This is a genomic window from Sulfitobacter sp. G21635-S1 (assembly GCF_027213915.1).
Lineage (GTDB): Bacteria > Pseudomonadota > Alphaproteobacteria > Rhodobacterales > Rhodobacteraceae > Sulfitobacter.
The window spans coordinates 18,028-41,967 of the sequence record NZ_JAPWGV010000030.1 but is presented as its reverse complement, the minus strand read 5'-3'; the positions used below and the strand labels follow the sequence as shown (position 1 = coordinate 41,967).

Below are 23,940 nucleotides of genomic sequence, written 5' to 3'. Positions count from 1 at the left end.
TTACCCCTGCCCCTGTGCCGCCATCAGCTGACGCAGCAGCATTTCTTCGGACATGCTGTCTTCTTCGGGCTTGTCCTGCTCCTGACCCATCAGAAGCGCCATGGCGTCATCTTCGGGCTCGTCCACTTCAATCTGGTTCTGGTTGCTTTCGATCAGACGCTCGCGCAGGTCATCGGCCGCCTGCGTTTCCTCGGCGATTTCACGCAGGGAGACGACGGGATTCTTGTCATTGTCGCGGTCCACAGTAACGGCGGAACCGGCAGAGATTTCGCGTGCCCGGTGGGCCGCAAGCATGACAAGCTCAAAACGATTCGGAACCTTGTCGACACAATCTTCTACGGTAACGCGGGCCATTGAGGTGCTCCCATCTGAAAGAGGCGGTAAGAAGAGGCTTACCTAGGCGTGTTCGCGCTGATTTACAAGCGGCTATTCGATTCGTTTGACCGCCTCGACATCTGCCCGGGGCAGGGCCGCCAACAGGTCCCTGACGGATTTCTGCAGCACCGGATGGATCCAATCCGGCGCAATTTCTGCAAGCGGGACCAGAACAAACGCCCGATCCTGCAGGCGCGGGTGCGGCAGGATCAATTGATCCGGCGCCTGTTGTGCCTGCTGATCAAGGGGCAACGCGCCCCAGCGCCGATAGGTCTCCAGATCCGGCAGCACCTGGTCGCCAACTGCCAGCAGATCGATATCCAGCGTCCTTTGCCCCCAGCGCACCTTGCGCTTCCTGCCCATTTCCGCCTCGATTTTGTGCAACAGGTCAAGAAAGGCCTGTGCTCCCCCTGAAAATTCGACCTGTGCTGCGGCATTCACAAAATCGGGACCTGACCCCGCAGGGAAGGCCGGAGTAAGAAAAAACGAAGAAACTTGGCGAATCACTGTGCCCTGTGCTTCAAGCGCGGCAAGCGCCGCAGAAAGGGTTTGATCGGGTGAACCAAGGGCTGACTTTTGGTTTGCTCCAAGCGCCAGCAAGGCGTTTTGGCCATGAATGAGCGGACGACCGCCCTTTTCCCCGTTACTCGTGGCTTGAAGCATGGCCAAAAATCCTTAGTTATGCGCGTTATCTAATCGCGCGATCTTCTGGTCATAGTTGAATTTTGAGCCACAAAGCACGTTAGACCAAATTTGATTGCATGGCGAAGTCCTCGCCGAAAGGAAACCAGAATGTTTTACAAGGATGAGCGTCTTGCGCTGTTCATAGATGGCTCAAACCTCTATGCAGCGGCAAAAACACTCGGCTTTGACATCGACTACAAGTTGCTGAGAGCTGAGTTCATGAGGCGCGGCAAGCTGCTGCGTGCTTTCTATTACACGGCGCTTCTGGAAAACGACGAATATTCGCCGATCCGTCCGCTGGTCGACTGGCTGAACTACAACGGCTTTTCGATGGTCACAAAACCGGCCAAGGAATACACCGACAGCATGGGCCGCCGGAAGGTGAAGGGCAACATGGACATCGAACTGGCCGTGGATGCGATGGAACTTGCGCCCCGCGTGGACCACATCGTCATCTTCTCCGGAGATGGCGATTTCCGCCCACTGGTCGAAAGCCTGCAACGGCAGGGCGTCCGGGTGTCGGTCGTGTCCACAATCCGCAGCCAGCCACCGATGATCTCTGACGATCTGCGCCGCCAGGCCGACAATTTCATCGAACTGGAAGACTTGCGTGAAGTGATCGGCCGGCCGCCTCGCGACAATTCACCGGAATAATCCCAACTCATCGGAATACTCCCTAAAGAATTCAACCCGCAATAGCACACCGAAGACTCTGAAAGCCTTCGGTGTGCAAAAATTCTTAAATTTGGCAGGGATACTATACATCACGGGCTTCCGTGCCCCCGCCGCCCTTCCTACACTGCTGCGAAATAATTGCGATCCCCCGAAAAGGGGGGGGAGGAAACCATGCTGGTGAACAGAGCGGCAACGCTTGAACGGATTGACGATGCTGACGCCCTTTGGGACGCGACAGTCGCAACACTGGCCAGTGCCGGTTTCGACCACGCGATCTATCTCACCGTCTCATCCGATTTCACCGCGCCTTTCCTGCGGTGCACCGCCCCCGAAGTCTATGCCCAGCGCCCACCGGAGCAAGACCCCTTCCTGCGCTATGTCTGCGAAAGCTACCGCATCCTTCCACTGGGCGCAGAATTCATTGACGCCCATCCTTATGTAACAGACACCGAGCGCAGTTTCATCGAGAGCGCGGCGGAGGCGGGAATGCGCTCCTGTCTGGGGATACCCATGCGGCTCAGGGGGTCCGACCGCTTTGGCGGCTTCATCGTCGGCACAGGCCGGGACAAGACCAGTTTCATGGAAAAGGTGTTTCCTCGGGCCGAGGAGATCAGGCTGTTCTGCCTGCTGGTCCACCGCCGCTTCGAAGAACTGACAACGCAGAATGCCACGCCTGTGCCGGAGACATCGAAAAACGGGGAGTTCTCCAAATTCCTGATCGCGCCGGAACTGCCGGAACCCTTTGAGATGCTCAGCCCGCGTGAGCGGGAAATTGTCTACCTTCTGGCACAGGGCCGCAGCAGACAGGAAACCGCTGAACTCTGCACCATTTCGGTGCATACCGTGTCAGATTACGCAAAATCCGCCTATCGCAAGCTGGGCGTCAACAACCGGGCGCAGGTCGCGGCGCTGATTTACCAGGGCGATGCCGCCCCCTGACCCGGCAGGTCTCTGGACCTGCGGCGCATGAATGCCTAAGTCTGGCCCATGCCGCAGGAGACCCCGATGACAAAACCCGCCCTCACGCTCTACCTTGCCGCCCCGCGCGGTTTCTGCGCGGGCGTGGACCGCGCGATCAAGATCGTCGAGATGGCGCTGGAGAAATGGGGCGCGCCCGTCTACGTGCGCCATGAAATCGTGCATAACAAATTCGTCGTCGACGGGTTGCGCGACAAGGGCGCGGTCTTTGTCGAGGAACTTGCCGAATGCCCCGATGACCGCCCGGTGATCTTTTCGGCCCATGGCGTGCCGAAATCCGTGCCAAATGCCGCCCAGGCCCGCAACATGATCTATGTCGATGCGACCTGCCCGCTGGTCAGCAAGGTCCACATTGAGGCGCAGCGTCACGCCGACAACGGATTGCAGATGATCATGATCGGCCATGCGGGCCACCCCGAAACCTTGGGCACCATGGGCCAGCTGCCCGAGGGCGAGGTCTTGCTGGTGGAAACATCTCAGGATGTCGCGGCGATCGAGGTCAGGGATGAGCAGCGGTTGGCCTATGTCACCCAGACAACGCTCAGCGTGGATGACACTGCGGATATCGTCGCGGCGCTCAAGGCCCGCTTCCCTGCAATCGTCGGGCCGCACAAGGAAGACATCTGTTACGCGACAACCAACCGCCAGGAGGCGGTCAAGGCGATGGCGCCGAAATGCGACGCGATACTGGTTGTCGGTGCCCCGAATTCCTCCAACTCGAAGCGGCTGGTCGAAGTCGGTGCGCGCGCCGGTTGCAGCTATGCGCAACTGGTCCAGCGCGCCGATGACATCGACTGGCGCGCGCTTGAGGGGATCACATCCATCGGCATCACCGCCGGCGCCTCTGCCCCCGAAGTGCTGATCGACGAAGTGATAGATGCCTTCAGGACCCGGTTTGACGTCACTCAGACACTGGTGGAAACGGCACAGGAAAATGTGGAATTCAAGGTTCCCCGGATTTTGCGCAAGGCAGGCTGAGCGGGTGCCTTTTCGGTCTCACTCGCCTGCAGTTGAACCAAATCGCAATCACCCTGCCCCGCCGGTTTGCAGGATTAATCGGTCCTGGCCCTAGCGTAGCGGTCAACGGATTGCTAAGGACGCCTTGCTTTCGAACACGCCTGAAACGGGATCTGAAACCTGATGAACCGCATACCCGCCCCAGCCCTGTTGCTGGCCCTTGCAGGCCTGATCCCGTTCCTGTGGGCCGCCCTGCTGGCGCTGGGGCTCACCTCGGCGGCCGACTGGAACCTGCCTGCCGTATTCGCGGGGGATGGCCGCCTGCTGATGGTGCGCTACGGCGGGATCATCCTGCCCTTCATGGCAGGCACTCTCTGGGCCTTTGCGACGCGGGCAGAAGGCCTGCCGACTTTCGCCGCCTATGTCGCTTCCGTCCTGCCCGCGCTGTGGTGGTTCTTCATGCCCGGCACCAGCGCCGAAACCGCGCTGATCAACCTCGCCATCGGCTTTGCCGCGCTGCTGCTGATCGAAATCGCCTTTGACCGGTGGCAACTGACGCCATCCTGGTGGCTGGCCCTGCGCATTCAACTGACCGTCGTGGTCCTGATCTGCATCGCCATCGGTATCTGGGCATGAGCGATCCTCAAACCCTCGCCGTCTACGACGCTCAGGCAGACGACTACGATGCGATGATGCAGGCGGAAGCCACAGCCGACCCGCGCGTACACCATTTCATCACGGCCTTGCCCGAAGGGGCCAGCGTGCTCGACCTCGGCTGCGGGCCGGGGAACTATGCCCGCATTTTTGCAGAGGCCGGGCTGAAGGTCACCGCCATCGACGCTTCGGCAGAAATGGCAGGCCGCGCCGCGGCGATCCCCGGCGTGACGGCACGCCATGGGTTTTTCGAGGATGTGACGGAACTGAACGCCTACGATGGCATCTGGGCCAGTTTCTCCCTCTTGCACGCCCCGCGCGCCGAACTGCCGGGCCACCTGACCCGCCTGCGCGGGGCGCTGAAACCGGGCGGCACCTTTTTCATCGGCATGAAAACCGGCACCGGCGGCGGGCGTGACGATCTGGGAAGACATTATGAATACTACAGCCAGGAAGAGCTGGAGACATTGCTGCAGACGGCAGGATTCTCGCCGGCACAGCACTGGACCGGCTATGGCAAAGGGCTGGCCGGGCAATATGACGGCTGGATCGTGATCCACGCAAATGGCTAAACTTTACGCATATACCGATGGTGCCTGTTCAGGAAATCCCGGCCCCGGCGGCTGGGGCGCGCTGATGCAGGCGCGCGACGGCGACCGGGTGATCAAGGAACGCGAGCTCAAGGGCGGCGAAGCGGCCACCACCAACAACCGTATGGAACTGCTGGCCGCGATCCACGCGCTGGAGGCGCTGGAGCGGGACAGTGAAATCACCATCGTCACCGACAGCAACTACGTCAAGAACGGCATCACCGGCTGGATCCACGGCTGGAAAAAGAACGGCTGGAAGAACGCGGCCAGGAAACCGGTCAAGAACGCCGAACTCTGGCAGCGGCTGGACACCGCCAATGCCCGCCACCGGGTGACCTGGGAATGGGTCAAGGGCCACGCCGGCCACCCCGAGAACGAACGCGCGGATGCGCTGGCGCGAGCGGGCATGGCCCCTTTCAAGAAATGACCCTGCTCGCGGTTCTGGATTACGGATCGGTTCTGGTCTTTGCGATCACCGGAGCACTGGTGGCCAGCCGCGCCCAGCTTGACCTTGTGGGATTCGCCTTCATCGCCTGCCTCACGGCCCTGGGCGGCGGCACCATCCGCGACCTTCTGCTGGACCGCAACCCGATCTTCTGGATCGCAAACCCCACCTATCTTGCGGTAGCCGCCGGGGCGGCGCTGGTGGTCTTTTTCACGGCCCACCTGCTGGAAAGCCGGATGCGGGCGCTGGTCTGGCTTGACAGCGTCGCACTGGCGATTGCCGTCGCGGCGGGCGCGGGGGTGGCACTGGCGCTGGATCAATCCGCTGTTATCGTGGTGCTGATGGGCATGGTCACCGGCTGCATGGGCGGGCTGATGCGCGACGTCGTCGTGGGCGATGTGCCCGTGGTCCTGAAACAGGGAGAACTCTACGTGACCGCCGCCTTTGCCGGTTCCGCGGCTGCAGCGCTGTCTCGTTATTACGGGTTTGACTTGCTCATCACCCTGCTGGCCTGCGCCGTGACCACCTGGGTTCTGCGCGCCGGGTCCCTTGCCTTCGGCTGGCACCTGCCCGTCTACAAGAGCACCCCGCCAAAGTCCTGACCCTGTTCTTTTTGGCCTTAAATATTCCCCGCCGGAGGCAATGGCCCGCAGGGCCATCCAACTACCTGCGCCAGTGGAACGGCACGATGATCAGCGCCCCGATGGAGGACACGATCGCATTCATGCCCGGGCTGGCGAAACCGATCCCGAACATGATCCGCACAAAATAGAACAGAAAGGCGCCCCCGATGCAGATGATGATGCTCTGCAATATGCCGTTGTGGGTCCACCCGGTCTTTTCAGAGACATAGCCGACGATCCCTGCAATCACCACGGTGCCGAAAAGTGCCAGAAACATCGCTTAACCTTCCCCCAGCAGGGTGCCGGGCGCAATCCGTGCGCCGCTTTGAAACACATCCGCGTCCTGAGCAGCCTTGCCCGCCTTTTGCAGACGCGTCAATGCAACCGCCCCGGTGCCGCAGGCAACATGCAGGCCTTCGGTCAATACCCGCCCCGGCTGCCCGCTCCCGTCAGCCAGCCGCGACCCCAGCACCTTGATGCGCGTTCCCTCCTGCTCGAACCAGGCCCCGGGAAAGGGCGACAGCCCCCGGATCAGGCGGTCGACCTCGGCCGCGGGCCGGGTCCAGTCGATGCGCGCCTCGGCCTTGTCGATCTTGGCGGCATAGGTCACGCCCGCCTCCGGCTGCGGCTCTGGCACGAGGGTGTCCAGTTCCGCCAGCGCCTCGGTGATCGCTTCGGCGCCCAGCCTGCTCAGCCGGTCATGTAGCTGCGCGGTGGTTTCCTCCGCTCCGATATCCACCGCCCGGCGCAGCAACACCGGCCCGGTGTCCAGCCCTGCCTCCATCTGCATGATGCAGACCCCGGTCTGTGCATCCCCCGCCATGATCGCCCGGTGGATCGGGGCCGCGCCGCGCCAACGGGGCAAAAGGCTGGCGTGAATGTTCAGGCATCCGCGCGCGGGCGCATCCAGAATCGCCTGCGGCAGGATCAGACCATATGCGACCACCACCGCCACATCCGCCTTCAGTTCTGCAAATGCGGCCTGAGCGGCCTCGGATTTCAGCGACACAGGATGCCGGACGTTCAGCCCCATGGCTTCTGCCCGCTGATGTACCGGCGTCGGCCTGTCCTTCTTGCCGCGTCCGGCGGGACGGGGCGGCTGGCAATAGACCGCGGCGATGTCATGCCCGGCGGCCACCAGCCCCTCCAGCACCGGGACGGAGAATTCGGGTGTGCCCATGAAAACGATACGCATCAATGTCTCCCGACGGGGGGCGGCGGATGGCCCGCCCTAGCTGTTCAGTTTCTTTGCACGCCGCAGCAGCATGTCGCGTTTGACCTTGCTCAGGTGGTCGAAATACATCCGCCCGGCCAGGTGGTCGATCTGATGCTGGACCGAGGTTGCCTCAAGCCCCACGAACTCGCCGCGCCTGATCGTCCCCGTCTCGTCCATATAGCGCACGCTGACCGCGCGCGGGCGGCTGATCCTGGCGGACACCCCCGGCAGGTTGGGCGAGGCTTCCTCGTAGTCGTTCATCTTCACCGATGCTTCCAGCACCTGTGGATTGGCCATGCGGATGCGTTTCTTGCGGTCCCTGGAGGCATCGACGACAGCAAGCTGCAGCATCACGCCGATCTGCGGCGCGGCCAGCCCGACACCGGGCATGGCATCCATCGTCTCGATCATGTCCTCCCAGATCGCGCGGATCTCATCCGTGATCTCGGGCACCTTTTCCGCAGCGCTGCGCAGGCGCTTGTCCGGCCAGGCAATGCACTTGCGCAGTGTCATAGCCCCTCATACTCGGCCAAAAGCGCCGTCCTTGTGTCGCTGTCCAGGTGATCAAAGGTCACCACACCGTCCAGATGATCCAGCTCATGCTGCGCACAGACGGCAGCGAAACCGTCAAAGCTCTGAACATAGCGGCCCCCGTTCAACCCGGTCCAGACCATCTGCACCCGCGTCGGACGGTTGACCATCGCGGTTACCCCGGGAATGCTCAGGCATCCCTCCTCGGTGTCGGCGCGGTCCTCACCAACCTCCTGTATCATCGGGTTGATGCAGACCAGCGGGTCGGGCTTGCCCTCTTTCCAGCCGACATCCATCACGAAGAGACGCAGCATCGCCCCCACCTGGGGCGCGGCCAATCCGCGCCCCGGTGCGGCATACATGGTTTCCAGCATGTCGGCAGCCAGCGTTTCGATCTCCGGCGTGATCCCGGCCACGGGGACACAGGTCTCCGTCAGGCGCGGGTCCGGCCAGGTCAGGATCGGCAGAATGCTCATGTCCGCGCCAGTTCGCGCTTCAGCTTGACCATCTTGCGGGTGATCATCTGCCGTTTCAGCGGCTTGAGGTAGTCGATGAACAGCTTGCCATCCAGGTGGTCGATCTCGTGCTGCACGCAGGTCGCCCAGAGCTTGTCAAAGGTTTCTGTCCGTTCGTTCCCGTCCCGGTCGATCCAGCGCACCTCCACCTCTGCCGGGCGGGTCACATCGGCATATTGGTCCGGAATGGACAAACACCCTTCCTCATAGGTGTTCAGCCGGTCAGAGGAGGCGATGACTTCGGGGTTGAACATGACCAGCGGGCGGGGTGCTTCACCCTCCGCCTTGACGCAATCCAGCACGATCAACCGGCTCGACACGCCGATCTGCGGTGCGGCAAGGCCGATGCCCGGCGCTTCATACATGGTCTTCAGCATGTCATCGGCCAGGGCGCGCAAATCGTCGGACAGGTCGTCCACGGGCGCTGCTGCCTTTTTCAGGCGCGGGTCGGGGTGCAAAAGGATCGTGCGTTTCATGGCCACGATTTAGGGCAACACCTGCACCTCTGCAACCGGGGGCTTGCAGCCGCGGGAATTGAGGATAGCTTGCACCCCAAGTTTATAGGAGCGCCTCATGAGTTTTGACGAGATCATCGACCGCCGTGGCAGCCATTGTGCCAAATGGGACAAGATGGAAGCCATTTATGGCGTGCCACGCGACACCGGAATCGCGATGTGGGTCGCCGACATGGATTTCCAGCCGCCCCAGGTGGTGCGCGATGCCCTGCAGGCACAGGTCGATCACGGTTTCTTCGGCTATTTCGGCGATGACAGCAAATACCTGGCCGCGATCCAGTGGTGGATGGAAAACCGCCACGGCTGGAAGGTCGATCCCTCCTGGGTCTTCACCACCCACGGTCTGGTGAACGGCACCGCACTCTGCGTCGAAAGCTTCACCGCGCCCGGCGAAGGGGTCATCCTGTTTACCCCGGTCTATCATGCCTTTGCCCGGGTCATCTCTGCGGCGGGCCGTCAGGTTGTCGAATGCGAGATGATCAACGAAAACGGTCGCTACGAGATGGATTTCGACCGCTGGGACGCTCAGATGACCGGCAACGAAAAGATGCTGGTCCTGTGTTCCCCGCACAACCCCGGCGGGCGCGTCTGGACCCGTGAGGAACTGCAGGGCGTGGCCGATTTCGCGAAGCGCCACGACCTGATCATCGTTTCCGACGAAATCCACCATGACCTCGTGATGCCCGGCCACAAACATACGCCGATGGCGCTGATCGAAGGGGTTACCGACCGGCTGGTGATGATGACCGCCTCCACCAAGACCTTCAGCATTGCGGGGGCGCACGTCGGCAATGTGATCATCGAAGACGAAAAGCTGCGCGCGAAATTCGGTGCGCGGATGATGGCACTGGGCCTGTCCCCCAACTCATTCGGTCTTTTCATGGCCACCGCCGCCTATTCGCCCGAAGGGGCCGCCTGGGTCGATGATCTGGTGACCTATCTGGATGGCAACCGAAAGCTGTTCGATGCGGCGATCGATGCCATTCCCGGGCTGTCGTCGATGAAGCTGGAGGCCACCTATCTGTCATGGGTGAACTTCGAGGACACCGGCATGCCGATGAGCGAGGCCATCAAGCGGGTTCAGGAAGACGCCGCCATCGCGGTCAACCACGGTGAGACATTCGGCAAGGGGGGCGAGACATTCATGCGGTTCAACATCGCCACGCCCCGCGCCCGTGTCGAAGAGGCCTGCAACCGCCTGACGGACGCCTTCCGCGATCTGCAATAGCGGCGCTCAGCCCCTGCGCCTGTCGGTAATCAGCCCGGCGGGCGCGTTTTCCGCCCTTTCAAAGTCAAGTGCGGCATGGTCCGCCACGGGTGTGGCGCGCTTGAATTCATAATGCATCTCACCCGGAACAACCTCGTCCGTGGCGACAATCAGGCATTGGAACAGATGCTTGGACCCGTCGAAAATATCGACCAGCCCGCGCAGTTTTGGCGCATCCTGAGCGTCCACGGCAAAACCCGATTTCCACATCCGCAAAATCGGATAGGTCACCCCGCCCACGTCGATCCGCAACCGGGACGCGCGTCTCAGGCTCGCCATGCGGGCCGCATCAAGGCCTGCCTGAACCTCTTTCGAGAATACCGTTTCCATGAAATCCCCCACCCAACTGATTAATCAAACTGGGCGAAAGCCAAACAAAATCAAGTGAATATTTCATTACGGAGATCATCTGTGCAAGGTTGCAGATGTGCTGCGCGCGGGGATTCCTGTGCGCAAGCCTCCAACCGCTCTAGATATGGTTTGGACTGAAAAGGGGAGAACAACATGGGCCTTCTGATCGACGGCGTTTGGCACGACAAATGGTATGACACCAGCAAGACAGGCGGCAAATTCGAACGTTCCGCCGCGCAGTTTCGCAACTGGATCACCTCTGACGGCGCGCCCGGACCATCCGGCACCGGCGGTTTTGCAGCCGAATCGGGCCGGTATCACCTCTATGTCAGCTTTGCCTGCCCCTGGGCACACCGCACCCTGATCTTCCGCCAGATCAAGGGCCTGGCCGATCACATCAGTATTTCCGCCGTCCACCCCGATATGCTGGGCGAGGGCTGGACCTTTGACACCGATTTCCCCGGTGCCACCGGCGACACCCTGTTCGGCCTGCCCTATGCGCGCGACATCTACATCCGCGCAGACCCCAGGTTCAGCGGCCGCGTGACAGTGCCGATCCTGTGGGACAAATCGCAGGGCACGATCGTCTCCAACGAAAGCGCTGAGATCATCCGCATGTTCAACAGCGCGTTCAACGGGGTCACCGGCAATACCGACGACTATTACCCGGAACCGCTGCGGACCCGGATCGAGGAGCTGAACGCCCGCATCTACGACACCTTCAACAACGGCGTCTATCGGTCGGGCTTTGCCACCACGCAGGAGGCCTACGAAGAGGCTGTCTATCCGCTGTTCGACACCCTGGACTGGCTTGAGGATATCCTGTCGACCAACCGCTATCTGACAGGGGATCGGGTGACCGAAGCCGATTGGCGCCTGCTGCCGACGCTGCTGCGCTTTGACAAGGTCTATCACACCCATTTCAAGTGCAACCGCAGCCGCATCACCGATTACCCGAACCTCTGGGCCTACACCCGTGAGCTGTACCAATGGCCCGGCGTGTCGGACACGGTGAACTTCGATCACATCGTGCGCCACTACCACTACAGCCACGAGTCGATAAATCCCTACCGGATCATCCCGATCAACCCGCAGCCGGACTTTGACGCGCCGCACGGACGCGGCTGATCAGGGCGGGTCAGGCGCTGTCCACTTCCCGGCCATAATGCTGCACCATCGCGGCAAGGTCCTCCGGCTCGGTCCCCGTGGGAACAAGGGCCCGGGCATTCGCGACATGGGCAAATATCGACCCATCCGAAAAGAACGAGGTGTTGGAGACAAAGATCACCTGCGCTTTCGGCATCCTGTAATTGGCGAAATCCGCAACCGCCAGCGCGGCACCGTCAGCCAGCACAAGGTTCAGGATGATGATCTGGGGTTCATTCTCTGACAGGTAGCTGACCGCATCGTCCTGTGTATGGCGCAGAACCACGTCCATCCCGTGCCGCTCAAGATGCCGCTTCCAAAGCTGACCCAGCTCAGCACAGCTTTCGACGATCAGCACTTTCATATGGGGTCCTCGTCCGGCAGCGGGGCGCACCATGGCCTGAATAACGGTGGTCTGCCCGATAGGTTAACAAATGGTTAAAAAGCGGTGAAATTGATTAACGATTCAGACTTTCCTTGAAGATCGCGATTTTTTCAGCTTTGACAACGCAGAGTGGGGGAATTTTAGGCCAATATGTCAGTCGATCAAGTAACGCCAAAATCAGCAAAGCGTGATCATGGGGGCGGTGTTGACGCCGCCGCCCGGCGTTTTGGTGGCACGCGCGACAGCTGGCTGGACCTTTCAACCGGGATAAACCCCCTGCCCTATGACGTGCCTGATCTGCCCGCCTCGGACTGGACCGACCTGCCCGACGAAAACGCCCGCCTCCGGCTTGAGACCGCGGCCCGGCACTTCTGGAATGTACCGAAGGGGGCAGCGATCTGCGCCGTCCCCGGGGCCTCCGCAGCCATTGCGCGCATTCCCCTGCTTGCTGCAGCGGGCCGGGTGCGCATCCCCGAACCCACCTATAACGAACATGCCGCCGGGTTTGCAGCGGCTGGCTGGCAAGTGGGGGCGCAGGCGGGCAGCGCCTCTGTGCTGGTCAATCCGAACAACCCGGACGGGCGCATCTGGCAGGCCGGTGATCTGGACGGTGCATTGCGCGTCATCGACGAAAGCTTTTGTGACGTCACCCCAGCAGCAACCCTGATGGATCAGGCCACCCGGCCCGGCACGCTGATCCTGAAGAGCTTTGGCAAATTCTGGGGTCTGGCAGGTCTGCGGCTGGGATTTGTCATCGGCGATCCCGCACTCGTTCACCAATTGTCTGCCGGGCTCGGACCCTGGGCGGTATCCGGTCCGGCGCTGCGGATCGGCGCGCTTGCGCTTGAGGATCAGGCCTGGGCCGACAAGACACGCGAACGTCTGCAAAGCGATGCGGCACGGCTGGATCAGCTGATGCTCAACGCCGGGGCGGAGGCCATTGGTGGCACGACGTTGTTCCGGCTTTACGATGTCGCCAATGCCGCCGACTGGCAGATGCGGCTGGCCTCCCATCGGATATGGAGCCGGGTGTTCCCCTATAACGCGCGCTGGCTCCGGCTGGGCCTGCCTGCACCAGACGCCTGGCAAAGGCTTGAGCGGGCGCTGGCATGACCCCAGTTCTGCTTTTCCTGGCGATGCTTCTGGACGCCGCATTGGGCGAACCCGAATGGCTCTGGCGGCGTGTGCCTCATCCCGCCGTCCTCATGGGCCGTGCGGTTGCCTGGTGCGACGATAAACTGAACACGGGCCAGGCGCGCAGGGCAAAGGGCCTTGCAGCCATCGTCGGCCTTGTGGTCGCCGCAGCGGTAACGGGGCAGATCCTCAGCCTGCTGGGACCGGTGGTAAAGGTGCTGGTGGTGGCGATCCTGCTGGCGCAACGCTCCCTTGTCGCACATACGAATGCGGTTGCCGATGGCCTGCGCCTGTCCCTGCCTGCGGGCCGCCGCGCGGTCGCGATGATCGTCAGCCGCGACACCGCCGATATGTCGCCCTCTGCCGTCGCCCGCTCTGCCATCGAAAGCGCATCCGAAAACCTGAGCGACGGGGTCATCGCCCCGGCCTTCTGGTTTCTGATCGGCGGGCTTCCGGGCATTCTGGTCTACAAGGTTGTCAACACCGCCGACAGCATGATCGGCTATCGTACCCCGCGCCACAAGGATTTTGGCTGGGCATCTGCACGGCTTGACGATCTGCTGAACCTGATCCCGGCGCGCCTGACCGCAGTGCTGATCGCCCTGACCTCCGGCGTGATCAACGAATGGCGCGCCATCGCCGGTGACGCCCGCCTGCACCGATCCCCGAATGCCGGCTGGCCCGAAGCCGCCATGGCCCGCGCGCTTGGTGTGGCCTTGGCCGGGCCACGGGCATATGATGGCGCGATGCAGAACTTTGCATGGGTCCATCCCGCCGGAAGGCGCACCCTGGCTGCCGCTGACGTGGACGCGGCGATCCGCCGGTTGTGGCAGGCCTGGGGCGTGATGCTGGGCCTGTGTGCGATATTGATACTGATTTCGTCCTGAAGGATTTTCATGCGCCAACTTATTTGTACGCTTGCCCTGACACTCCTGGCCCAGCCCGTCCTGGCCGACACGCCCTGCGGCGGTAATTTTGCAAGCTTCGTCTCCGAGCTGAAGACCGAAGCAATTGCAAATGGCATAGAACCCGCGACGGCGGATGCTTTCTTTGACGGCATCCGGCAAGACCCGGCGGTTCTGGCAGCAGACCGCAAACAGGGTGTCTTCCAGATCCCGTTCGTGGATTTCGCGCGCCGCCTGATCTCCGAAGATCGCCTGCGCCGGGGCCGGGCCAACGCCCAGAAATACGACGCAATCTTTGACCGGGTAGAGACCGAATATGGCGTTGACCGTGGCGTCTTGCTGGCCTTTTGGGCCTTCGAGACGGATTACGGCGCATTCCAGGGAGATTTCAACACGGCCAATGCCCTGGTCACACTGGCACATGATTGCCGCCGTCCCCAATTGTTCCGCCCCCAGGTACTGGCTGCGGTGACGCTCTTTGCCCAGGGCGGGTTCGATCCACGGCGGACCACCGGTGCATGGGCCGGGGAAATCGGCATGGTCCAGATGCTGCCCCGCGATATTCTGGAGAACGGCGTGGACGGTGATGGCGACGGTGTCGTTTCGCTCAAGACATCGGCCCCCGATGCGCTGCTGTCCGGGGCCAGGATGCTGCAAAGCCTCGGCTGGCGCGCCGGTGAACCCTGGCTTGCCGAAGTTGTCATGCCATCGGATTTCGACTGGTCCCTGACCGGCCTGGAGACGACGAAACCCGTGTCCGAATGGCAATCGCTTGGGGTGCAGCCCCGCAACGGCCCGCTGGCAGAGGGGCTGACAGGATCGGTTCTGCTGCCGCAGGGCAAGGATGGCCCGGCCTTTCTGGCCTATCCCAATTTCCGGGTCTATTTCGACTGGAACCAGAGCTTTACCTACGTCATGACCGCCGCCTATTTTGCCACCAGGCTTCAGGGTGCCCAGGTCTTTGACGCAGGCAGCCCCCGGACCGGGCTGGACGGCACCCAGATGAAGGCCCTGCAAACCAAACTGGAGGCACGCGGGCATGATGTCGGCGGTGTTGACGGCATCCTTGGCGCGGGCACCCGCGCCGCCGTGCGCGCGGAACAGGTGCGGCTGGGCCTGACAGTCGACGGATGGCCAACGCCCGAACTGCTATCGCAACTTTGAACCCAGGAGAAACCACATGCCTCTGAAGAAAACATCCGCCCAGATGGTTGCCGATGCCCGCGCCAAGATCGAGGAGATTGACAGCGAGGCGGCCATCGCCCTGCTGAAAGACCCCGATGTCCAGTTCGTCGATCTGCGCGACCCGCGCGAACGCGATCGCAGCGGTTTCATCCCCGGCGCATTTCATTGCCCGCGTGGCATGCTGGAATTCTGGGTCGATCCCGAAAGCCCCTATTTCAAGGATGTCTTTGCCCAGGACAAGAAGTTCGTCTTCCATTGCGCCTCCGGCTGGCGCTCCGCCATTTCGGTCGCCACGCTGCAGGAGATGGGCTTTGAGGCAGCCCACCTGCGGGATGGTTTCGGCGGCTGGGAAAAGGCCGGTGGCCCGGTGGAAAAGAAGGGCGATCCCGAAACGCTTTAGTCAGTTTCCCGGCCGGAACGGGTATCCCCGGACAAGGCGCATGTTTGCATTTTGTTTAGCTTTGACTTATATTCTGAAGATCGAAACGAAGTTGTAGTCCAGCTTCTTCACCTGAACTACAGACCCCGCAGAGCGCGTACTCTGCGGGGTCACTCTTTTTCAGGGTATCAAACCCCGAGCCAGAGTCGGATGATCGCGACGATCAGTGTAGCCACACCAATCAGGACCATCCATTTTCGAAACGATTGCTCCTCCAGCCTCATCACCTCCTTCCACCGCGATGGGTCGCGGCCGGGGCATGGTGCGGACAGAATGTTCAGGAACGGTTAACCATCATCGGCGCACCGGAAAGCGGTCGCCCTTCTGCGTCAGCAAGACGACGCCGCCGTCGCGCCATGCAAAGCGGTCGCAACGATTGCGCCCGTTGTGGAAGGCCACGCAGACGGTGCCATCGGCGCCGATATCATAGACCCCATAGGCCGTTGCCCCGCCCGCATAGGAATAGCTGTAGGCGCCGCCGACAAAATAGCGCGACTGACCGTCATCATGATAGGTCAGTGTCTGCCCGTCGATCAGCGCATGGACTTCGGCAGCGGCCAGAACGGTATCCCCCGCCAGAACGGCATAGGGATCGGCAGTTGCAGGTGCCGCGGCCAGCAGCAGAGGGATCAGGAAACGCATGAACATGGGTAACGCGCCAACTGCCCCGCGTCAAAACACCATCACGCAAAACACGTCGATGTTACGTTCGGGGCGTTTTCTCAGGCCAACATTTTTCAGGCCACCAGCGTTTCGGCCTTTTTCAGATCCACGGAGACCAGCTGACTGACCCCCTGTTCGGCCATGGTGACACCGAACAGCCGGTCCATGCGTGCCATGGTGACCGCATGGTGGGTAATGATCAGAAAACGCGTGTCTGTCTGGCGGCACATCTCGTCCAGCAGGTCACAAAAGCGCGTGACGTTGGCATCGTCCAGCGGCGCATCGACTTCATCCAGCACGCAGATCGGGGCCGGATTTGCCAGGAACACGGCAAAGATCAACGCCATCGCCGTCAGCGTCTGCTCACCCCCGCTGAGCAGGCTGAGCGTGCTCAGCTTCTTGCCCGGCGGCTGGCACATGATCTCAAGCCCGGCCTCAAGCGGGTCGTCGGATTCGACCATCACCAGGTTGGCCTCCCCCCCGCCGAACAGATGCCGGAACAGCATGGAGAAGTTGGAATTCACCTGCTCGAAGGCCGTCAGCAGACGCTCCCGGCCCTCCCGGTTCAGGCTGGCAATGCCCGAACGCAGGGTCTTGATCGCCTCTTCGAGGTCGTTCTTCTCCGCAATCAGTGAATCATGCTCTTGCTGAACGTCCTTTGCGTCTTCTTCGGCGCGCAGGTTCACCGCCCCCAGCGCGTCACGCTGGCGTTTCAGCCGGTTCACGTCAGCTTCCAGCGCATCGGCACCGGGCATCTGGTCCGGGTTGGTGTCCAGACGTGTCAGCAATTGGTTCGGGGTCAGCTGGCTGTCCTCGGCAATCCGCTCCGCCGCTGCGGTCACGCTTTCGCGGGCCGCCTCGGCGCGTGCTTCCGAGCCTGCGCGGGCCTCGCGCGCTTCGGAAGCCTCCCGCTCTGCTTCCCGCTCTGCCACAGCCGCCTCGCGCAGCGCGCTTTCCGCCTTTGACAGCGCATCAGCAGCCGTGCCGCGCCGCGCTTCGGCCCTGGCAATCTCACTGCTCAATTCTTCGCGCCTGGCGGCCAGTTCGGCCGGTGCCGCGCTGGCGTCCTTCAATTCACTTTCGGAGGCCGTCTTGCGCTCCACCAGTTCCGCAGTCCGCTTTTCAGCCGTCTCAAGGCGGTGTTTCCAGCCGCTCAGCTCCTTGACGACCTCCTGCGACCGCTTCAACCGGGCCTCGCCTTCGCGGCGCAATTCGTCATGTGCGGAACGACGCGACATCATGGTGATGCGGGCTGCCTCAACGGTCATGCGGATATCGTCCACAGCTGCACGGGCCTGCGCGAGATCGCCCAGTTCCGCCAGGGCCCGCTCGGCCTCCAGCACCCGGCCACGGGCGGCCATCGCCTCATCCTCGTGGCGCTTGACGGCCAGCCCAAGGCTTTCGAGCCGCCCTTCGGCAAGGTTACGGTCCGCCTCGGACCGGCTCAGCGCGCGTCCGGCGTCCGCAACCATGCGGTCCGCCTGCCTGCGGGCTTCACGCGCCCGCTTGTCTGCCTCGGTCTGTTCCACCATGAGACGGGTCAGGGTCTCATGCGCAGCCCGGGCACCCTCGGCGCGCTGGCTGGCCTGCTCCAGCGATTGTTTCAAAACCTCCAGGCGGTTCAACTGCTGCAACCGAAGCGCCGCCGCAGATGGCGCATCCTCGGCCCAGGCGCGGTAGCCGTCCCAGCGCCACAAATCCCCCTCCAGGGAAACCAGCCGCTGCCCCGGCAGCAGTGCCGCCTGCAATGCCGGGCCTTCATCCGGGTCCACCAGACCGATCTGCCCCATCCGCCGGGCCAGCACATCCGGCACCGACACATGCTGCGTCAGGGGCGTGACCCCTGCGGGGAGGGGTTGATCGGTGTCATAGGCAGGCAGGATCGCCCAGCCGGACGGGCCGTCGCTGTCGACTTCCGGCGCACGCAGATCGTCGGCAAGCGCCGCACCCAAGGCCTTTTCAAAGCCATGTTCGACCTGCAAACGGTCGAGGATCTGGCCGCCTTCCGCAGTGTCACGCTCCAACAGCTTTGCCAGGGCGCCGGTTTCGGCCCTGAGCGCGTTCATCTCGCCCTCAGCCTCGGAGCGTTCGGCCCGCGCGTCAGCCTCGCGGCCCTGCGTTTCGGCGCGTGCTTCCTCGGCCTGGTGCAAAGCCTCATCCGCCGATGCCGCCGCGGCCACCGCCTCTGTCTCGGCAGCTTTGGCCGCATCGAAATCCTCTGCCGCCTTGGCCAGCGCGGCACGGCTTTGGGTGACCGCTTCCTGTGCCTTCAGCGCCTCGGCTTCCGACTTTGCCTGCGTCTTGCGGCTGTCCTCCAGCAGGCGCTCGGCCGATCCGTGCCGCGCGGCCAGACGGGCCACGTCTTCGGTCAGTTGCGACAGATCACCCTCGCGCGCCTGCAGCACGGTCGCGGCCTCGCGTGCCGCTTCTGACGCGCGTTCCAGCGCGGTCTCGTGCCCTTCGCTCGCCTTGGCCAGCTCGCGCTGCTCCCATTCCAGCCGCTCAATGGTTTCGCCCGCATCACGGTTCAACCCGCCTTCGCGTTCGATGTCGCGCGTCAGCTGCGCGATCCGGTTCGTCAAGGTCTCGATCGCGGTCTGCGCCCGGGCCTCCTGATCCGCAAGGGTATCGCGCTGCACGACCAGACGTTGCAGAACGGCGGCGGCAATGGCTTCTTCCTCGCGCAGGGGCGGCAGGGCTTCTTCCGCCGCGCTGCGTGCCTTGATCGCCTGCTGGACAATGCTCTGGGCCTGTGCCGCTGCCGTCACACGCGCCCGCAGGTCATCTTCCGCCTTCGCGCGGGCATCATCCGCCTCGCGCCAGCGCCGATACAGCAGCATCCCCTCGGTTCTGCGCAGCTGATCGCCGATCTCGCGATAGCGCGCCGCCTGGCGGGCCTGCCGCGCAAGCTGCGCAAGCTGCGTGGCCAGCTGTTCGATCACGTCGTCGACCCGTGCCAGGTTCGCCTCCGCGCCGTTCAGCTTCAGCTCCGCCTCGTGACGCCGCTGGTACAGACCGGAAATACCGGCCGCTTCCTCAAGGATCCGGCGGCGGTTCTTGGGCTTGGCGTTGATCAACTCGCTGATCTGACCCTGCCGCACCAGCGCAGGGCTGTGCGCCCCTGTCGAGGCATCGGCAAACAGCATCTGCACATCGCGCGCGCGCACGTCCTTGCCCGCCGCCTTATAGGCGCTGCCCACATCGCGGGTGATCCGGCGCACGATCTCAAGCGCGTCGTGATCGTTGAACCCCGCCGGGGCCAGACGTTCCGAATTGTCGATATGCAGGGCCACTTCGGCAAAGTTTCGGGCGGGCCGGGTTGCAGCACCTGCAAAGATCACGTCTTCCATGCCACCGCCGCGCATCGCGGTGGGGCGGTTTTCACCCATCACCCAGCGCAGCGCTTCCAGCAGGTTCGATTTACCACAACCATTCGGACCCACCACCCCGGTCAGACCATCGGCGATGATCAGATCCGTCGGATCGACAAAGCTCTTGAAGCCCGTCAGCCTGAGTTTGGAAAAGCGCACCTAGAATGGCCCCGATGATTCAGTCATCCATGGAAAATGCGGTCCGAAAGGCCATCCTGTCAACAGCAACACACCAGAACAAGGGGGCACGGGCGACTTATCCACAAGATATTGCGGTTTCAGAAGGCCGCACAGTCCAGGTCGAGCGAAACCTCGCCGGCGATCTCGATTTCGCTGCCCGGCACCGGAAGACATTCGATTTCCCATGGCATCGACCTGCGGCTTTTCGGTGGCGGACCGTTGCCGCAATCGAGCCATGCAAAGGCCTGGGCCTGGTCGCCGGTCACCTCCACCACCTTGCAACCGCTCACCATCGCAATCGCCGCACCGGCGCGCGACTGGATCGGTCCGAACCTTGGCGCATATTGCGCGTTGACGCGAATGGCCTCGGCCCTGCCACCCCGCACCCTGACATCGAAGGTGGAGCCCTGAACGGTCACACGCGTCGGGGCGACCCCGCGAAATTCAGGCGACGGGGTATTGCAGGCAATCAGGAATACCGCGGCACAAACAGCAAACAGGGATCTCATGACACCAGTGGAGGGCGGAAGGGTTAACAAATCCTTTCCCCCAGGGGCCCGCGAGACCAAACCGCCATAATGCATTTGCGGCAGGGGCGCTCTGGTCATATGATTTGACCAATTCAAGGGAAAGCCCATGCCATTCCAACCCGTCACCCCCGAGAAACTGTCCCAGGCCGTGATCCGCCAGATCGAGAAACTGATCCTGCGCGGCATCCTGCGTCCGGGAGAGCGGCTGCCGCCGGAGCGTGAACTGGCCGAGCGTCTGAACGTCTCCCGCCCGTCGCTGCGCGATGCCATCGGTGCGCTGCAGGCGGCCGGTCTGCTCAGCGCCAAGGCTGGTGCCGGGGTCTATGTCGCTGACGTCCTGGGCAGTGCTTTCGCGCCCGCGCTGGTGGAATTGTTCGCCCGCCATGACGAGGCTGTCTTTGACTATCTGTCGTTCCGGCGCGACATGGAAGGGCTGGCAGCGGAACGTGCCGCCACCCATGGGTCGGACACCGACCTGGCCGTGGTGCAGGCGGTCTATGACAAGATGGAAGCGGCCCACGGCAAGCGCAACGGCGATGAAGAGGCGCAGCTGGACGCGCAGTTCCACATGGCCATCATCGAAGCCAGCCATAACGTGGTCATGCTGCACATGATGCGCTCGATGTACGAGCTGCTGCGCGGCGGTGTGTTCTACAACCGGCAGGTGATGTTCAAGCAACGTACAACCCGCGCCGCCCTGCTGGACCAGCACCGCGCCATCAACGATGCGCTGCAGGGAAGGGACGCAGCACAGGCGCGGGCGGCCGTCGAAGCGCATCTTGATTATGTCGAGGATGCGCTGACCAACCAGAAAAAGGCCGACCGGAACGAAAGCATCGCACGCCAGCGGTTGCAGCACGAAACGCAAGGATAACCCGCAGGTCCCAGGGGGCGCACGCACCTCACGGGTTTCGCCGGGACGTTGCCCCCGGAACGAAAAAAGCCCCGGCGGGGCCGGAGCTTTCAAACGTTTCTGGAAACGCCGATCAGTGCAGCTTGGCGTCGACCTGCGTAATTGCATCGTCGATCAGCTTGTTGCCTTCTGCTGCCGACATCTGCTTGGCGATGACATCGCGTGCCGCAGCAATCGCAATCGTCACGGCCTGATCACGGACTGCCTTGATCGCTGCCGCCTGGGCAGAACCGATCTGGTCTTCCGCAGCCGCAAGACGACGCTCAACCGATTTGGCCAGCTCTTCACGCGCCTGTCCGGCTGAACGCTGCGCTTCTTCCTTGGCGGTTGCAACGATGCGGTCAGCCTGTTCCTGCACTTCCTTCTGCTTGCGCTCGTAGCTTGCCAGCAGGGTCTGTGCTTCTTCGCGCAGGGCGCGGGCTTCTTCCAGCTCGGTCCGGATGTCCGCGGCACGTTTGTCCAGCATCACGCCGATCATGCCGGGCACCTTGAAATAGAACAGCACGGCAATGAACAGGATGAACGCCAGAAGCACCACGAAGTCGGTGTTCCCCAGCGAAAAGAACACGTCGCCCGCAGCAAGCGCCGGTGACGCGGCAAGAGCGGCGATGAGGGCGGTCAGGGTCAAACGCATGGTTTATCCTTTCATCCGGGATGCAACAGCCGCATTGACAGTCTTTGCATCCGCCTTGCCACCCATGGCTGCCACGATCTCTTTTGTGGTGTCCTTGGCGACTTTCTCCACGTTCTCCAACGCCCCTTCGCGGATTTCCGCGATGGCTTTTTCGGATTCGGCGGTCTTGGCCGCGATCTCTTCGTCGGCCTTGGCCATGGCGGCATTGAGATCCGCCTGCATGTCGGCCTTGGCATCTGCGATGATGCGCTGCGCCTCGGCGCGGGCATCGACAAGCGCCTTGTTATAGGCCTCTTCCGCTTCCAGGGCCTTGGCCTTGAGATCCTCGGCAGCGGCGATATCGTTTGTGATCGTGCCCTGCCGTTCCGACAGAACCGCGCCGATGCGCGGCAGCGCCACGCGGGACAGGATCAGGTAGGTCGCGATCAGCGCCAGCACCAGCCAGAAAATCTGGTTTCCCCAGGTGGAGAAATCCAGCTGCGGCATGCCGGGTGTGCTTGCGTGTTCCGCCATATCGACGCCAATGGCGTCGGCAAGGCCATCGCTATGTGTTTCAGTTGCCATCAGGGCCTCCTTGGAAACTTGGCCTATACGCTTGGGCGGATGTCAACACACCCGCCCGTTCGTAAGGATGTCGTAACCTGGAAGTTAAACGGCGAACATCAGCAGCAGCGCGACGAGGAAGGCAAAGATGCCCAGCGCTTCTGCGAACGCGATGCCGATGAACAGGGTTGCTGTCTGCGATGCAGCAGCCGAAGGGTTGCGCAATGCGCCAGCCAGGTAGTTGCCTGCAACGTTGCCAACCCCGATTGCGGCTGCGCCGGAACCGATTGCTGCCAGACCTGCGCCGATGTGTGCGAGTTCGCCTTCCATGTGAATTCTCCTTACGATTGGAAGTTGAGAGGTGGCGGGCAAGCCCGCCGTTATTTTAGTGATGCGGGTGAAGCGCGTCCTTGAGGTAGACACACGTCAGGATCGTGAAAACATAGGCCTGGATAAAGGACACCAGAACCTCAAGCCCGTACATCGCGGTGATCGCCACCACGGAGACGGGGCTGATGATGGTGATCGCGGCAAACCCTGCGAAAACCTTGATCACCGCGTGGCCCGCCATGACGTTGCCTGCCAGACGAATGGAGTGGCTGACCGGGCGCACGAAGTAGGAAATCAGTTCGATAATCGCCAGGATCGGGCGCAGCGCCAGCGGCGCGGAAGCAACCCAGAACAGGCCCAGGAAGCTGGCGCCATTCTTGACAAACCCCAGGATCGTGACGGTCAGGAACACGGCCAGTGCCAGCAGAACCGTCACCGCGAAGTGGGATGTCGGCGTGAAAGACGTCGGGATCAGCCCGAGGAAGTTGGCGCAGACAATGAACATGAACAGCGTCATGATGTAGGGGAAGTATTTCACCCCCTCCTTGCCGCAGATATCCTCGACCATCTTGTAGACAAAGCCATAAGCCAGCTCTGCCACCGACTGCATCCGCGAAGGCACGATGGCCCGCTTGGAACTGCCCAGGACCATCAGCGCAAAGGTCGCCACAACCGCAAGGAACATCCAGAAAGTCGCGTTGGTCACCGTGTACCAGGAAACCGCGCCCTCGCCGAAAAACGGTTCGACGATGAATTGATCCATCGGGTGAAAGACCAGACCGCCTTCTTCTGCACCGTGTGTCTCTGTCGCCATCTCAGGCTCCTTCGTTCCTGTCGTCCGTGTCGGACGCGTCCCCGGTCATTTCGACCATCTTCTTTTCCTGGATTTCCTGTGCGGAGCGGAGCATCGTCTTTACCCCCGCCGCCAGGCCCAGCATGACAAACAGCACCATGAAGATCGGCAATGTACCAAACAGCACATCCAGCCCGTATCCGATGCCAAAACCGATCCCCAGACCGGCCACAAGTTCGATCACCATCCGCCAGGCAAGCTGTGCCTGAGAGTGATGTTCATCCGCACGGGGCTTGGGCGCGCTGCGCTTCTTTACGGCTTTGATCCGCGCCTCTAGCTGCTCAAGCTGCTGCTGCTGGTCCGGATCGCTCATGCCGCATACCCCAAGGGATGACTTGGGCGTTAGGTACTGG

31 protein-coding genes are annotated in these 23,940 nt (G+C 62.3%); 14 read left to right on the top strand and 17 right to left on the bottom strand.

The genetic code is table 11. The annotated features are described in order from the left end of the window. On the bottom strand, positions 1 to 354 hold the full coding sequence (gene rpoZ, locus O4H53_RS22645) for a DNA-directed RNA polymerase subunit omega (RefSeq protein ID WP_114273663.1): 354 nt from the start codon (positions 352 to 354) through the stop codon (positions 1 to 3). A gap of 72 nt (positions 355 to 426) precedes the next feature. Next, on the bottom strand, positions 427 to 1,038 hold the full coding sequence (gene folK / locus O4H53_RS22640; protein ID WP_269367330.1) for a 2-amino-4-hydroxy-6-hydroxymethyldihydropteridine diphosphokinase: 612 nt from the start codon (positions 1,036 to 1,038) through the stop codon (positions 427 to 429). Positions 1,039 to 1,167: 129 nt separating this feature from the next. Between folK and O4H53_RS22635 the strand changes: the two genes are divergently transcribed. The 7 genes from O4H53_RS22635 to O4H53_RS22605 all read left to right on the top strand — a co-directional run bounded on the left by O4H53_RS22635 (position 1,168) and on the right by O4H53_RS22605 (position 5,960). Beyond that, positions 1,168 to 1,713 carry a LabA-like NYN domain-containing protein gene (locus tag O4H53_RS22635; RefSeq protein WP_269367329.1) on the top strand — a complete coding sequence of 182 codons (546 nt, stop codon included), beginning with the start codon at positions 1,168 to 1,170 and terminating at the stop codon, positions 1,711 to 1,713. 192 nt (positions 1,714 to 1,905) lie between these two features. Continuing rightward, positions 1,906 to 2,673, top strand: coding sequence for a helix-turn-helix transcriptional regulator (locus O4H53_RS22630; protein ID WP_269367328.1), 768 nt, complete (start codon positions 1,906 to 1,908; stop codon positions 2,671 to 2,673). A gap of 66 nt (positions 2,674 to 2,739) precedes the next feature. After that, positions 2,740 to 3,690 (top strand): 4-hydroxy-3-methylbut-2-enyl diphosphate reductase, encoded by a 951-nt coding sequence (gene ispH, locus O4H53_RS22625; protein WP_269367327.1) that lies wholly within the window; start codon positions 2,740 to 2,742, stop codon positions 3,688 to 3,690. A gap of 162 nt (positions 3,691 to 3,852) precedes the next feature. Next, positions 3,853 to 4,305, top strand: a complete 453-nt coding sequence (locus O4H53_RS22620; protein ID WP_269367326.1) for a DUF3429 domain-containing protein — start codon at positions 3,853 to 3,855, stop codon at positions 4,303 to 4,305. Beyond that, the gene (locus O4H53_RS22615; protein WP_269367325.1) at positions 4,302 to 4,895 is read left to right on the top strand and encodes a class I SAM-dependent methyltransferase; all 594 of its coding nucleotides are present in this window, start codon (positions 4,302 to 4,304) and stop codon (positions 4,893 to 4,895) included. The genes O4H53_RS22620 and O4H53_RS22615 overlap by 4 nt, the downstream gene beginning before the upstream one ends. Continuing rightward, entirely contained in the window at positions 4,888 to 5,340 is a 453-nt protein-coding gene (gene rnhA, locus O4H53_RS22610; RefSeq protein WP_114273669.1) for a ribonuclease HI, read from the top strand. Before O4H53_RS22615 ends, rnhA begins: the two co-directional genes overlap by 8 nt. Further along, positions 5,337 to 5,960 (top strand): trimeric intracellular cation channel family protein, encoded by a 624-nt coding sequence (locus O4H53_RS22605; RefSeq protein ID WP_269367324.1) that lies wholly within the window; start codon positions 5,337 to 5,339, stop codon positions 5,958 to 5,960. The genes rnhA and O4H53_RS22605 overlap by 4 nt, the downstream gene beginning before the upstream one ends. Before the next feature lie 61 nt (positions 5,961 to 6,021). On the opposite strand, the gene O4H53_RS22600 is transcribed toward O4H53_RS22605, so the two are convergent. The 5 genes from O4H53_RS22600 to def (O4H53_RS22580) are packed head-to-tail and all read right to left on the bottom strand — an operon-like array spanning position 6,022 to position 8,719. After that, positions 6,022 to 6,258: a hypothetical protein gene (locus O4H53_RS22600; RefSeq protein WP_269367323.1), complete on the bottom strand. Its 237-nt coding sequence runs from the start codon at positions 6,256 to 6,258 to the stop codon at positions 6,022 to 6,024. A gap of 3 nt (positions 6,259 to 6,261) precedes the next feature. Then, positions 6,262 to 7,176: a methionyl-tRNA formyltransferase gene (gene fmt / locus O4H53_RS22595; RefSeq protein WP_269367322.1), complete on the bottom strand. Its 915-nt coding sequence runs from the start codon at positions 7,174 to 7,176 to the stop codon at positions 6,262 to 6,264. A gap of 36 nt (positions 7,177 to 7,212) precedes the next feature. Next, positions 7,213 to 7,710: a peptide deformylase gene (gene def / locus O4H53_RS22590; RefSeq protein ID WP_269367321.1), complete on the bottom strand. Its 498-nt coding sequence runs from the start codon at positions 7,708 to 7,710 to the stop codon at positions 7,213 to 7,215. Continuing rightward, positions 7,707 to 8,204: a peptide deformylase gene (gene def, locus O4H53_RS22585; protein WP_269367320.1), complete on the bottom strand. Its 498-nt coding sequence runs from the start codon at positions 8,202 to 8,204 to the stop codon at positions 7,707 to 7,709. Before def (O4H53_RS22585) ends, def (O4H53_RS22590) begins: the two co-directional genes overlap by 4 nt. Further along, positions 8,201 to 8,719: a peptide deformylase gene (def, locus tag O4H53_RS22580; protein WP_269367319.1), complete on the bottom strand. Its 519-nt coding sequence runs from the start codon at positions 8,717 to 8,719 to the stop codon at positions 8,201 to 8,203. The genes def (O4H53_RS22585) and def (O4H53_RS22580) overlap by 4 nt, the downstream gene beginning before the upstream one ends. Before the next feature lie 97 nt (positions 8,720 to 8,816). On the opposite strand from def (O4H53_RS22580), the gene O4H53_RS22575 reads away from it, so the two are divergent. Further along, positions 8,817 to 9,986 (top strand): MalY/PatB family protein, encoded by a 1,170-nt coding sequence (locus O4H53_RS22575; protein ID WP_269367318.1) that lies wholly within the window; start codon positions 8,817 to 8,819, stop codon positions 9,984 to 9,986. 6 nt (positions 9,987 to 9,992) lie between these two features. On the opposite strand, the gene O4H53_RS22570 is transcribed toward O4H53_RS22575, so the two are convergent. Further along, positions 9,993 to 10,355, bottom strand: coding sequence for a hypothetical protein (locus O4H53_RS22570; protein WP_269367317.1), 363 nt, complete (start codon positions 10,353 to 10,355; stop codon positions 9,993 to 9,995). Between the two features lie 174 nt (positions 10,356 to 10,529). Here O4H53_RS22570 and O4H53_RS22565 point away from each other — a divergent pair, with 174 nt between their 5' ends. Beyond that, on the top strand, positions 10,530 to 11,504 hold the full coding sequence (locus O4H53_RS22565; RefSeq protein ID WP_269367316.1) for a glutathione S-transferase family protein: 975 nt from the start codon (positions 10,530 to 10,532) through the stop codon (positions 11,502 to 11,504). A gap of 10 nt (positions 11,505 to 11,514) precedes the next feature. Here the strand turns inward: O4H53_RS22565 and O4H53_RS22560 are convergent, their stop codons facing one another. Beyond that, on the bottom strand, positions 11,515 to 11,886 hold the full coding sequence (locus O4H53_RS22560) for a hypothetical protein (protein WP_269367315.1): 372 nt from the start codon (positions 11,884 to 11,886) through the stop codon (positions 11,515 to 11,517). Positions 11,887 to 12,057: 171 nt separating this feature from the next. Here O4H53_RS22560 and O4H53_RS22555 point away from each other — a divergent pair, with 171 nt between their 5' ends. Genes O4H53_RS22555 through O4H53_RS22540 form a run of 4 tightly spaced genes read left to right on the top strand, consistent with a single transcriptional unit; the run spans position 12,058 to position 15,531 of the window. Then, positions 12,058 to 13,020, top strand: coding sequence for a threonine-phosphate decarboxylase (locus O4H53_RS22555; RefSeq protein ID WP_269367314.1), 963 nt, complete (start codon positions 12,058 to 12,060; stop codon positions 13,018 to 13,020). Continuing rightward, complete coding sequence (gene cbiB / locus O4H53_RS22550; protein ID WP_269367313.1) at positions 13,017 to 13,928, top strand: adenosylcobinamide-phosphate synthase CbiB; 912 nt, start codon at positions 13,017 to 13,019, stop codon at positions 13,926 to 13,928. The genes O4H53_RS22555 and cbiB overlap by 4 nt, the downstream gene beginning before the upstream one ends. A gap of 9 nt (positions 13,929 to 13,937) precedes the next feature. Next, positions 13,938 to 15,110 (top strand): lytic murein transglycosylase, encoded by a 1,173-nt coding sequence (locus O4H53_RS22545; RefSeq protein WP_269367312.1) that lies wholly within the window; start codon positions 13,938 to 13,940, stop codon positions 15,108 to 15,110. Between the two features lie 16 nt (positions 15,111 to 15,126). Beyond that, on the top strand, positions 15,127 to 15,531 hold the full coding sequence (locus O4H53_RS22540; RefSeq protein ID WP_269367311.1) for a rhodanese-like domain-containing protein: 405 nt from the start codon (positions 15,127 to 15,129) through the stop codon (positions 15,529 to 15,531). A 333-nt stretch (positions 15,532 to 15,864) separates the two neighbouring features. On the opposite strand, the gene O4H53_RS22535 is transcribed toward O4H53_RS22540, so the two are convergent. The 3 genes from O4H53_RS22535 to O4H53_RS22525 form a co-directional block, all read right to left on the bottom strand. Then, the gene (locus O4H53_RS22535; protein WP_114274402.1) at positions 15,865 to 16,212 is read right to left on the bottom strand and encodes a hypothetical protein; all 348 of its coding nucleotides are present in this window, start codon (positions 16,210 to 16,212) and stop codon (positions 15,865 to 15,867) included. Between the two features lie 95 nt (positions 16,213 to 16,307). Beyond that, positions 16,308 to 19,763: a chromosome segregation protein SMC gene (smc, locus tag O4H53_RS22530; protein ID WP_269367310.1), complete on the bottom strand. Its 3,456-nt coding sequence runs from the start codon at positions 19,761 to 19,763 to the stop codon at positions 16,308 to 16,310. 119 nt (positions 19,764 to 19,882) lie between these two features. Then, on the bottom strand, positions 19,883 to 20,293 hold the full coding sequence (locus O4H53_RS22525; protein ID WP_269367309.1) for a hypothetical protein: 411 nt from the start codon (positions 20,291 to 20,293) through the stop codon (positions 19,883 to 19,885). Positions 20,294 to 20,420: 127 nt separating this feature from the next. Here O4H53_RS22525 and O4H53_RS22520 point away from each other — a divergent pair, with 127 nt between their 5' ends. After that, positions 20,421 to 21,188, top strand: coding sequence for a FadR/GntR family transcriptional regulator (locus O4H53_RS22520; protein WP_269367308.1), 768 nt, complete (start codon positions 20,421 to 20,423; stop codon positions 21,186 to 21,188). Between the two features lie 112 nt (positions 21,189 to 21,300). On the opposite strand, the gene O4H53_RS22515 is transcribed toward O4H53_RS22520, so the two are convergent. The 5 genes from O4H53_RS22515 to O4H53_RS22495 form a co-directional block, all read right to left on the bottom strand. Next, positions 21,301 to 21,861 (bottom strand): F0F1 ATP synthase subunit B, encoded by a 561-nt coding sequence (locus O4H53_RS22515; protein WP_269367307.1) that lies wholly within the window; start codon positions 21,859 to 21,861, stop codon positions 21,301 to 21,303. A 3-nt stretch (positions 21,862 to 21,864) separates the two neighbouring features. Then, a complete protein-coding gene (locus O4H53_RS22510) occupies positions 21,865 to 22,425 on the bottom strand; it encodes a F0F1 ATP synthase subunit B' (RefSeq protein WP_114273686.1) in 561 nt (186 codons plus the stop codon). A gap of 84 nt (positions 22,426 to 22,509) precedes the next feature. Next, entirely contained in the window at positions 22,510 to 22,734 is a 225-nt protein-coding gene (locus tag O4H53_RS22505; protein ID WP_011567586.1) for a F0F1 ATP synthase subunit C, read from the bottom strand. Positions 22,735 to 22,789: 55 nt separating this feature from the next. Further along, a complete protein-coding gene (locus tag O4H53_RS22500; protein WP_269367306.1) occupies positions 22,790 to 23,548 on the bottom strand; it encodes a F0F1 ATP synthase subunit A in 759 nt (252 codons plus the stop codon). Between the two features lies 1 nt (position 23,549). Then, positions 23,550 to 23,900, bottom strand: coding sequence for an AtpZ/AtpI family protein (locus tag O4H53_RS22495; RefSeq protein WP_269367305.1), 351 nt, complete (start codon positions 23,898 to 23,900; stop codon positions 23,550 to 23,552). Positions 23,901 to 23,940: the final 40 nt, after the last annotated feature.

Coding starts and splice junctions, on each gene's coding strand:
- rpoZ (WP_114273663.1), bottom strand. CDS start 354: ATGGCCCGCGTTACCGTAGAAGATTGTGTCGACAAGGTTCCGAATCGT.
- folK (WP_269367330.1), bottom strand. CDS start 1,038: ATGCTTCAAGCCACGAGTAACGGGGAAAAGGGCGGTCGTCCGCTCATT.
- O4H53_RS22635 (WP_269367329.1), top strand. CDS start 1,168: ATGTTTTACAAGGATGAGCGTCTTGCGCTGTTCATAGATGGCTCAAAC.
- O4H53_RS22630 (WP_269367328.1), top strand. CDS start 1,906: ATGCTGGTGAACAGAGCGGCAACGCTTGAACGGATTGACGATGCTGAC.
- ispH (WP_269367327.1), top strand. CDS start 2,740: ATGACAAAACCCGCCCTCACGCTCTACCTTGCCGCCCCGCGCGGTTTC.
- O4H53_RS22620 (WP_269367326.1), top strand. CDS start 3,853: ATGAACCGCATACCCGCCCCAGCCCTGTTGCTGGCCCTTGCAGGCCTG.
- O4H53_RS22615 (WP_269367325.1), top strand. CDS start 4,302: ATGAGCGATCCTCAAACCCTCGCCGTCTACGACGCTCAGGCAGACGAC.
- rnhA (WP_114273669.1), top strand. CDS start 4,888: ATGGCTAAACTTTACGCATATACCGATGGTGCCTGTTCAGGAAATCCC.
- O4H53_RS22605 (WP_269367324.1), top strand. CDS start 5,337: ATGACCCTGCTCGCGGTTCTGGATTACGGATCGGTTCTGGTCTTTGCG.
- O4H53_RS22600 (WP_269367323.1), bottom strand. CDS start 6,258: ATGTTTCTGGCACTTTTCGGCACCGTGGTGATTGCAGGGATCGTCGGC.
- fmt (WP_269367322.1), bottom strand. CDS start 7,176: ATGCGTATCGTTTTCATGGGCACACCCGAATTCTCCGTCCCGGTGCTG.
- def (WP_269367321.1), bottom strand. CDS start 7,710: ATGACACTGCGCAAGTGCATTGCCTGGCCGGACAAGCGCCTGCGCAGC.
- def (WP_269367320.1), bottom strand. CDS start 8,204: ATGAGCATTCTGCCGATCCTGACCTGGCCGGACCCGCGCCTGACGGAG.
- def (WP_269367319.1), bottom strand. CDS start 8,719: ATGAAACGCACGATCCTTTTGCACCCCGACCCGCGCCTGAAAAAGGCA.
- O4H53_RS22575 (WP_269367318.1), top strand. CDS start 8,817: ATGAGTTTTGACGAGATCATCGACCGCCGTGGCAGCCATTGTGCCAAA.
- O4H53_RS22570 (WP_269367317.1), bottom strand. CDS start 10,355: ATGGAAACGGTATTCTCGAAAGAGGTTCAGGCAGGCCTTGATGCGGCC.
- O4H53_RS22565 (WP_269367316.1), top strand. CDS start 10,530: ATGGGCCTTCTGATCGACGGCGTTTGGCACGACAAATGGTATGACACC.
- O4H53_RS22560 (WP_269367315.1), bottom strand. CDS start 11,886: ATGAAAGTGCTGATCGTCGAAAGCTGTGCTGAGCTGGGTCAGCTTTGG.
- O4H53_RS22555 (WP_269367314.1), top strand. CDS start 12,058: ATGTCAGTCGATCAAGTAACGCCAAAATCAGCAAAGCGTGATCATGGG.
- cbiB (WP_269367313.1), top strand. CDS start 13,017: ATGACCCCAGTTCTGCTTTTCCTGGCGATGCTTCTGGACGCCGCATTG.
- O4H53_RS22545 (WP_269367312.1), top strand. CDS start 13,938: ATGCGCCAACTTATTTGTACGCTTGCCCTGACACTCCTGGCCCAGCCC.
- O4H53_RS22540 (WP_269367311.1), top strand. CDS start 15,127: ATGCCTCTGAAGAAAACATCCGCCCAGATGGTTGCCGATGCCCGCGCC.
- O4H53_RS22535 (WP_114274402.1), bottom strand. CDS start 16,212: ATGCGTTTCCTGATCCCTCTGCTGCTGGCCGCGGCACCTGCAACTGCC.
- O4H53_RS22525 (WP_269367309.1), bottom strand. CDS start 20,293: ATGAGATCCCTGTTTGCTGTTTGTGCCGCGGTATTCCTGATTGCCTGC.
- O4H53_RS22520 (WP_269367308.1), top strand. CDS start 20,421: ATGCCATTCCAACCCGTCACCCCCGAGAAACTGTCCCAGGCCGTGATC.
- O4H53_RS22515 (WP_269367307.1), bottom strand. CDS start 21,861: ATGCGTTTGACCCTGACCGCCCTCATCGCCGCTCTTGCCGCGTCACCG.
- O4H53_RS22510 (WP_114273686.1), bottom strand. CDS start 22,425: ATGGCAACTGAAACACATAGCGATGGCCTTGCCGACGCCATTGGCGTC.
- O4H53_RS22505 (WP_011567586.1), bottom strand. CDS start 22,734: ATGGAAGGCGAACTCGCACACATCGGCGCAGGTCTGGCAGCAATCGGT.
- O4H53_RS22500 (WP_269367306.1), bottom strand. CDS start 23,548: ATGGCGACAGAGACACACGGTGCAGAAGAAGGCGGTCTGGTCTTTCAC.
- O4H53_RS22495 (WP_269367305.1), bottom strand. CDS start 23,900: ATGAGCGATCCGGACCAGCAGCAGCAGCTTGAGCAGCTAGAGGCGCGG.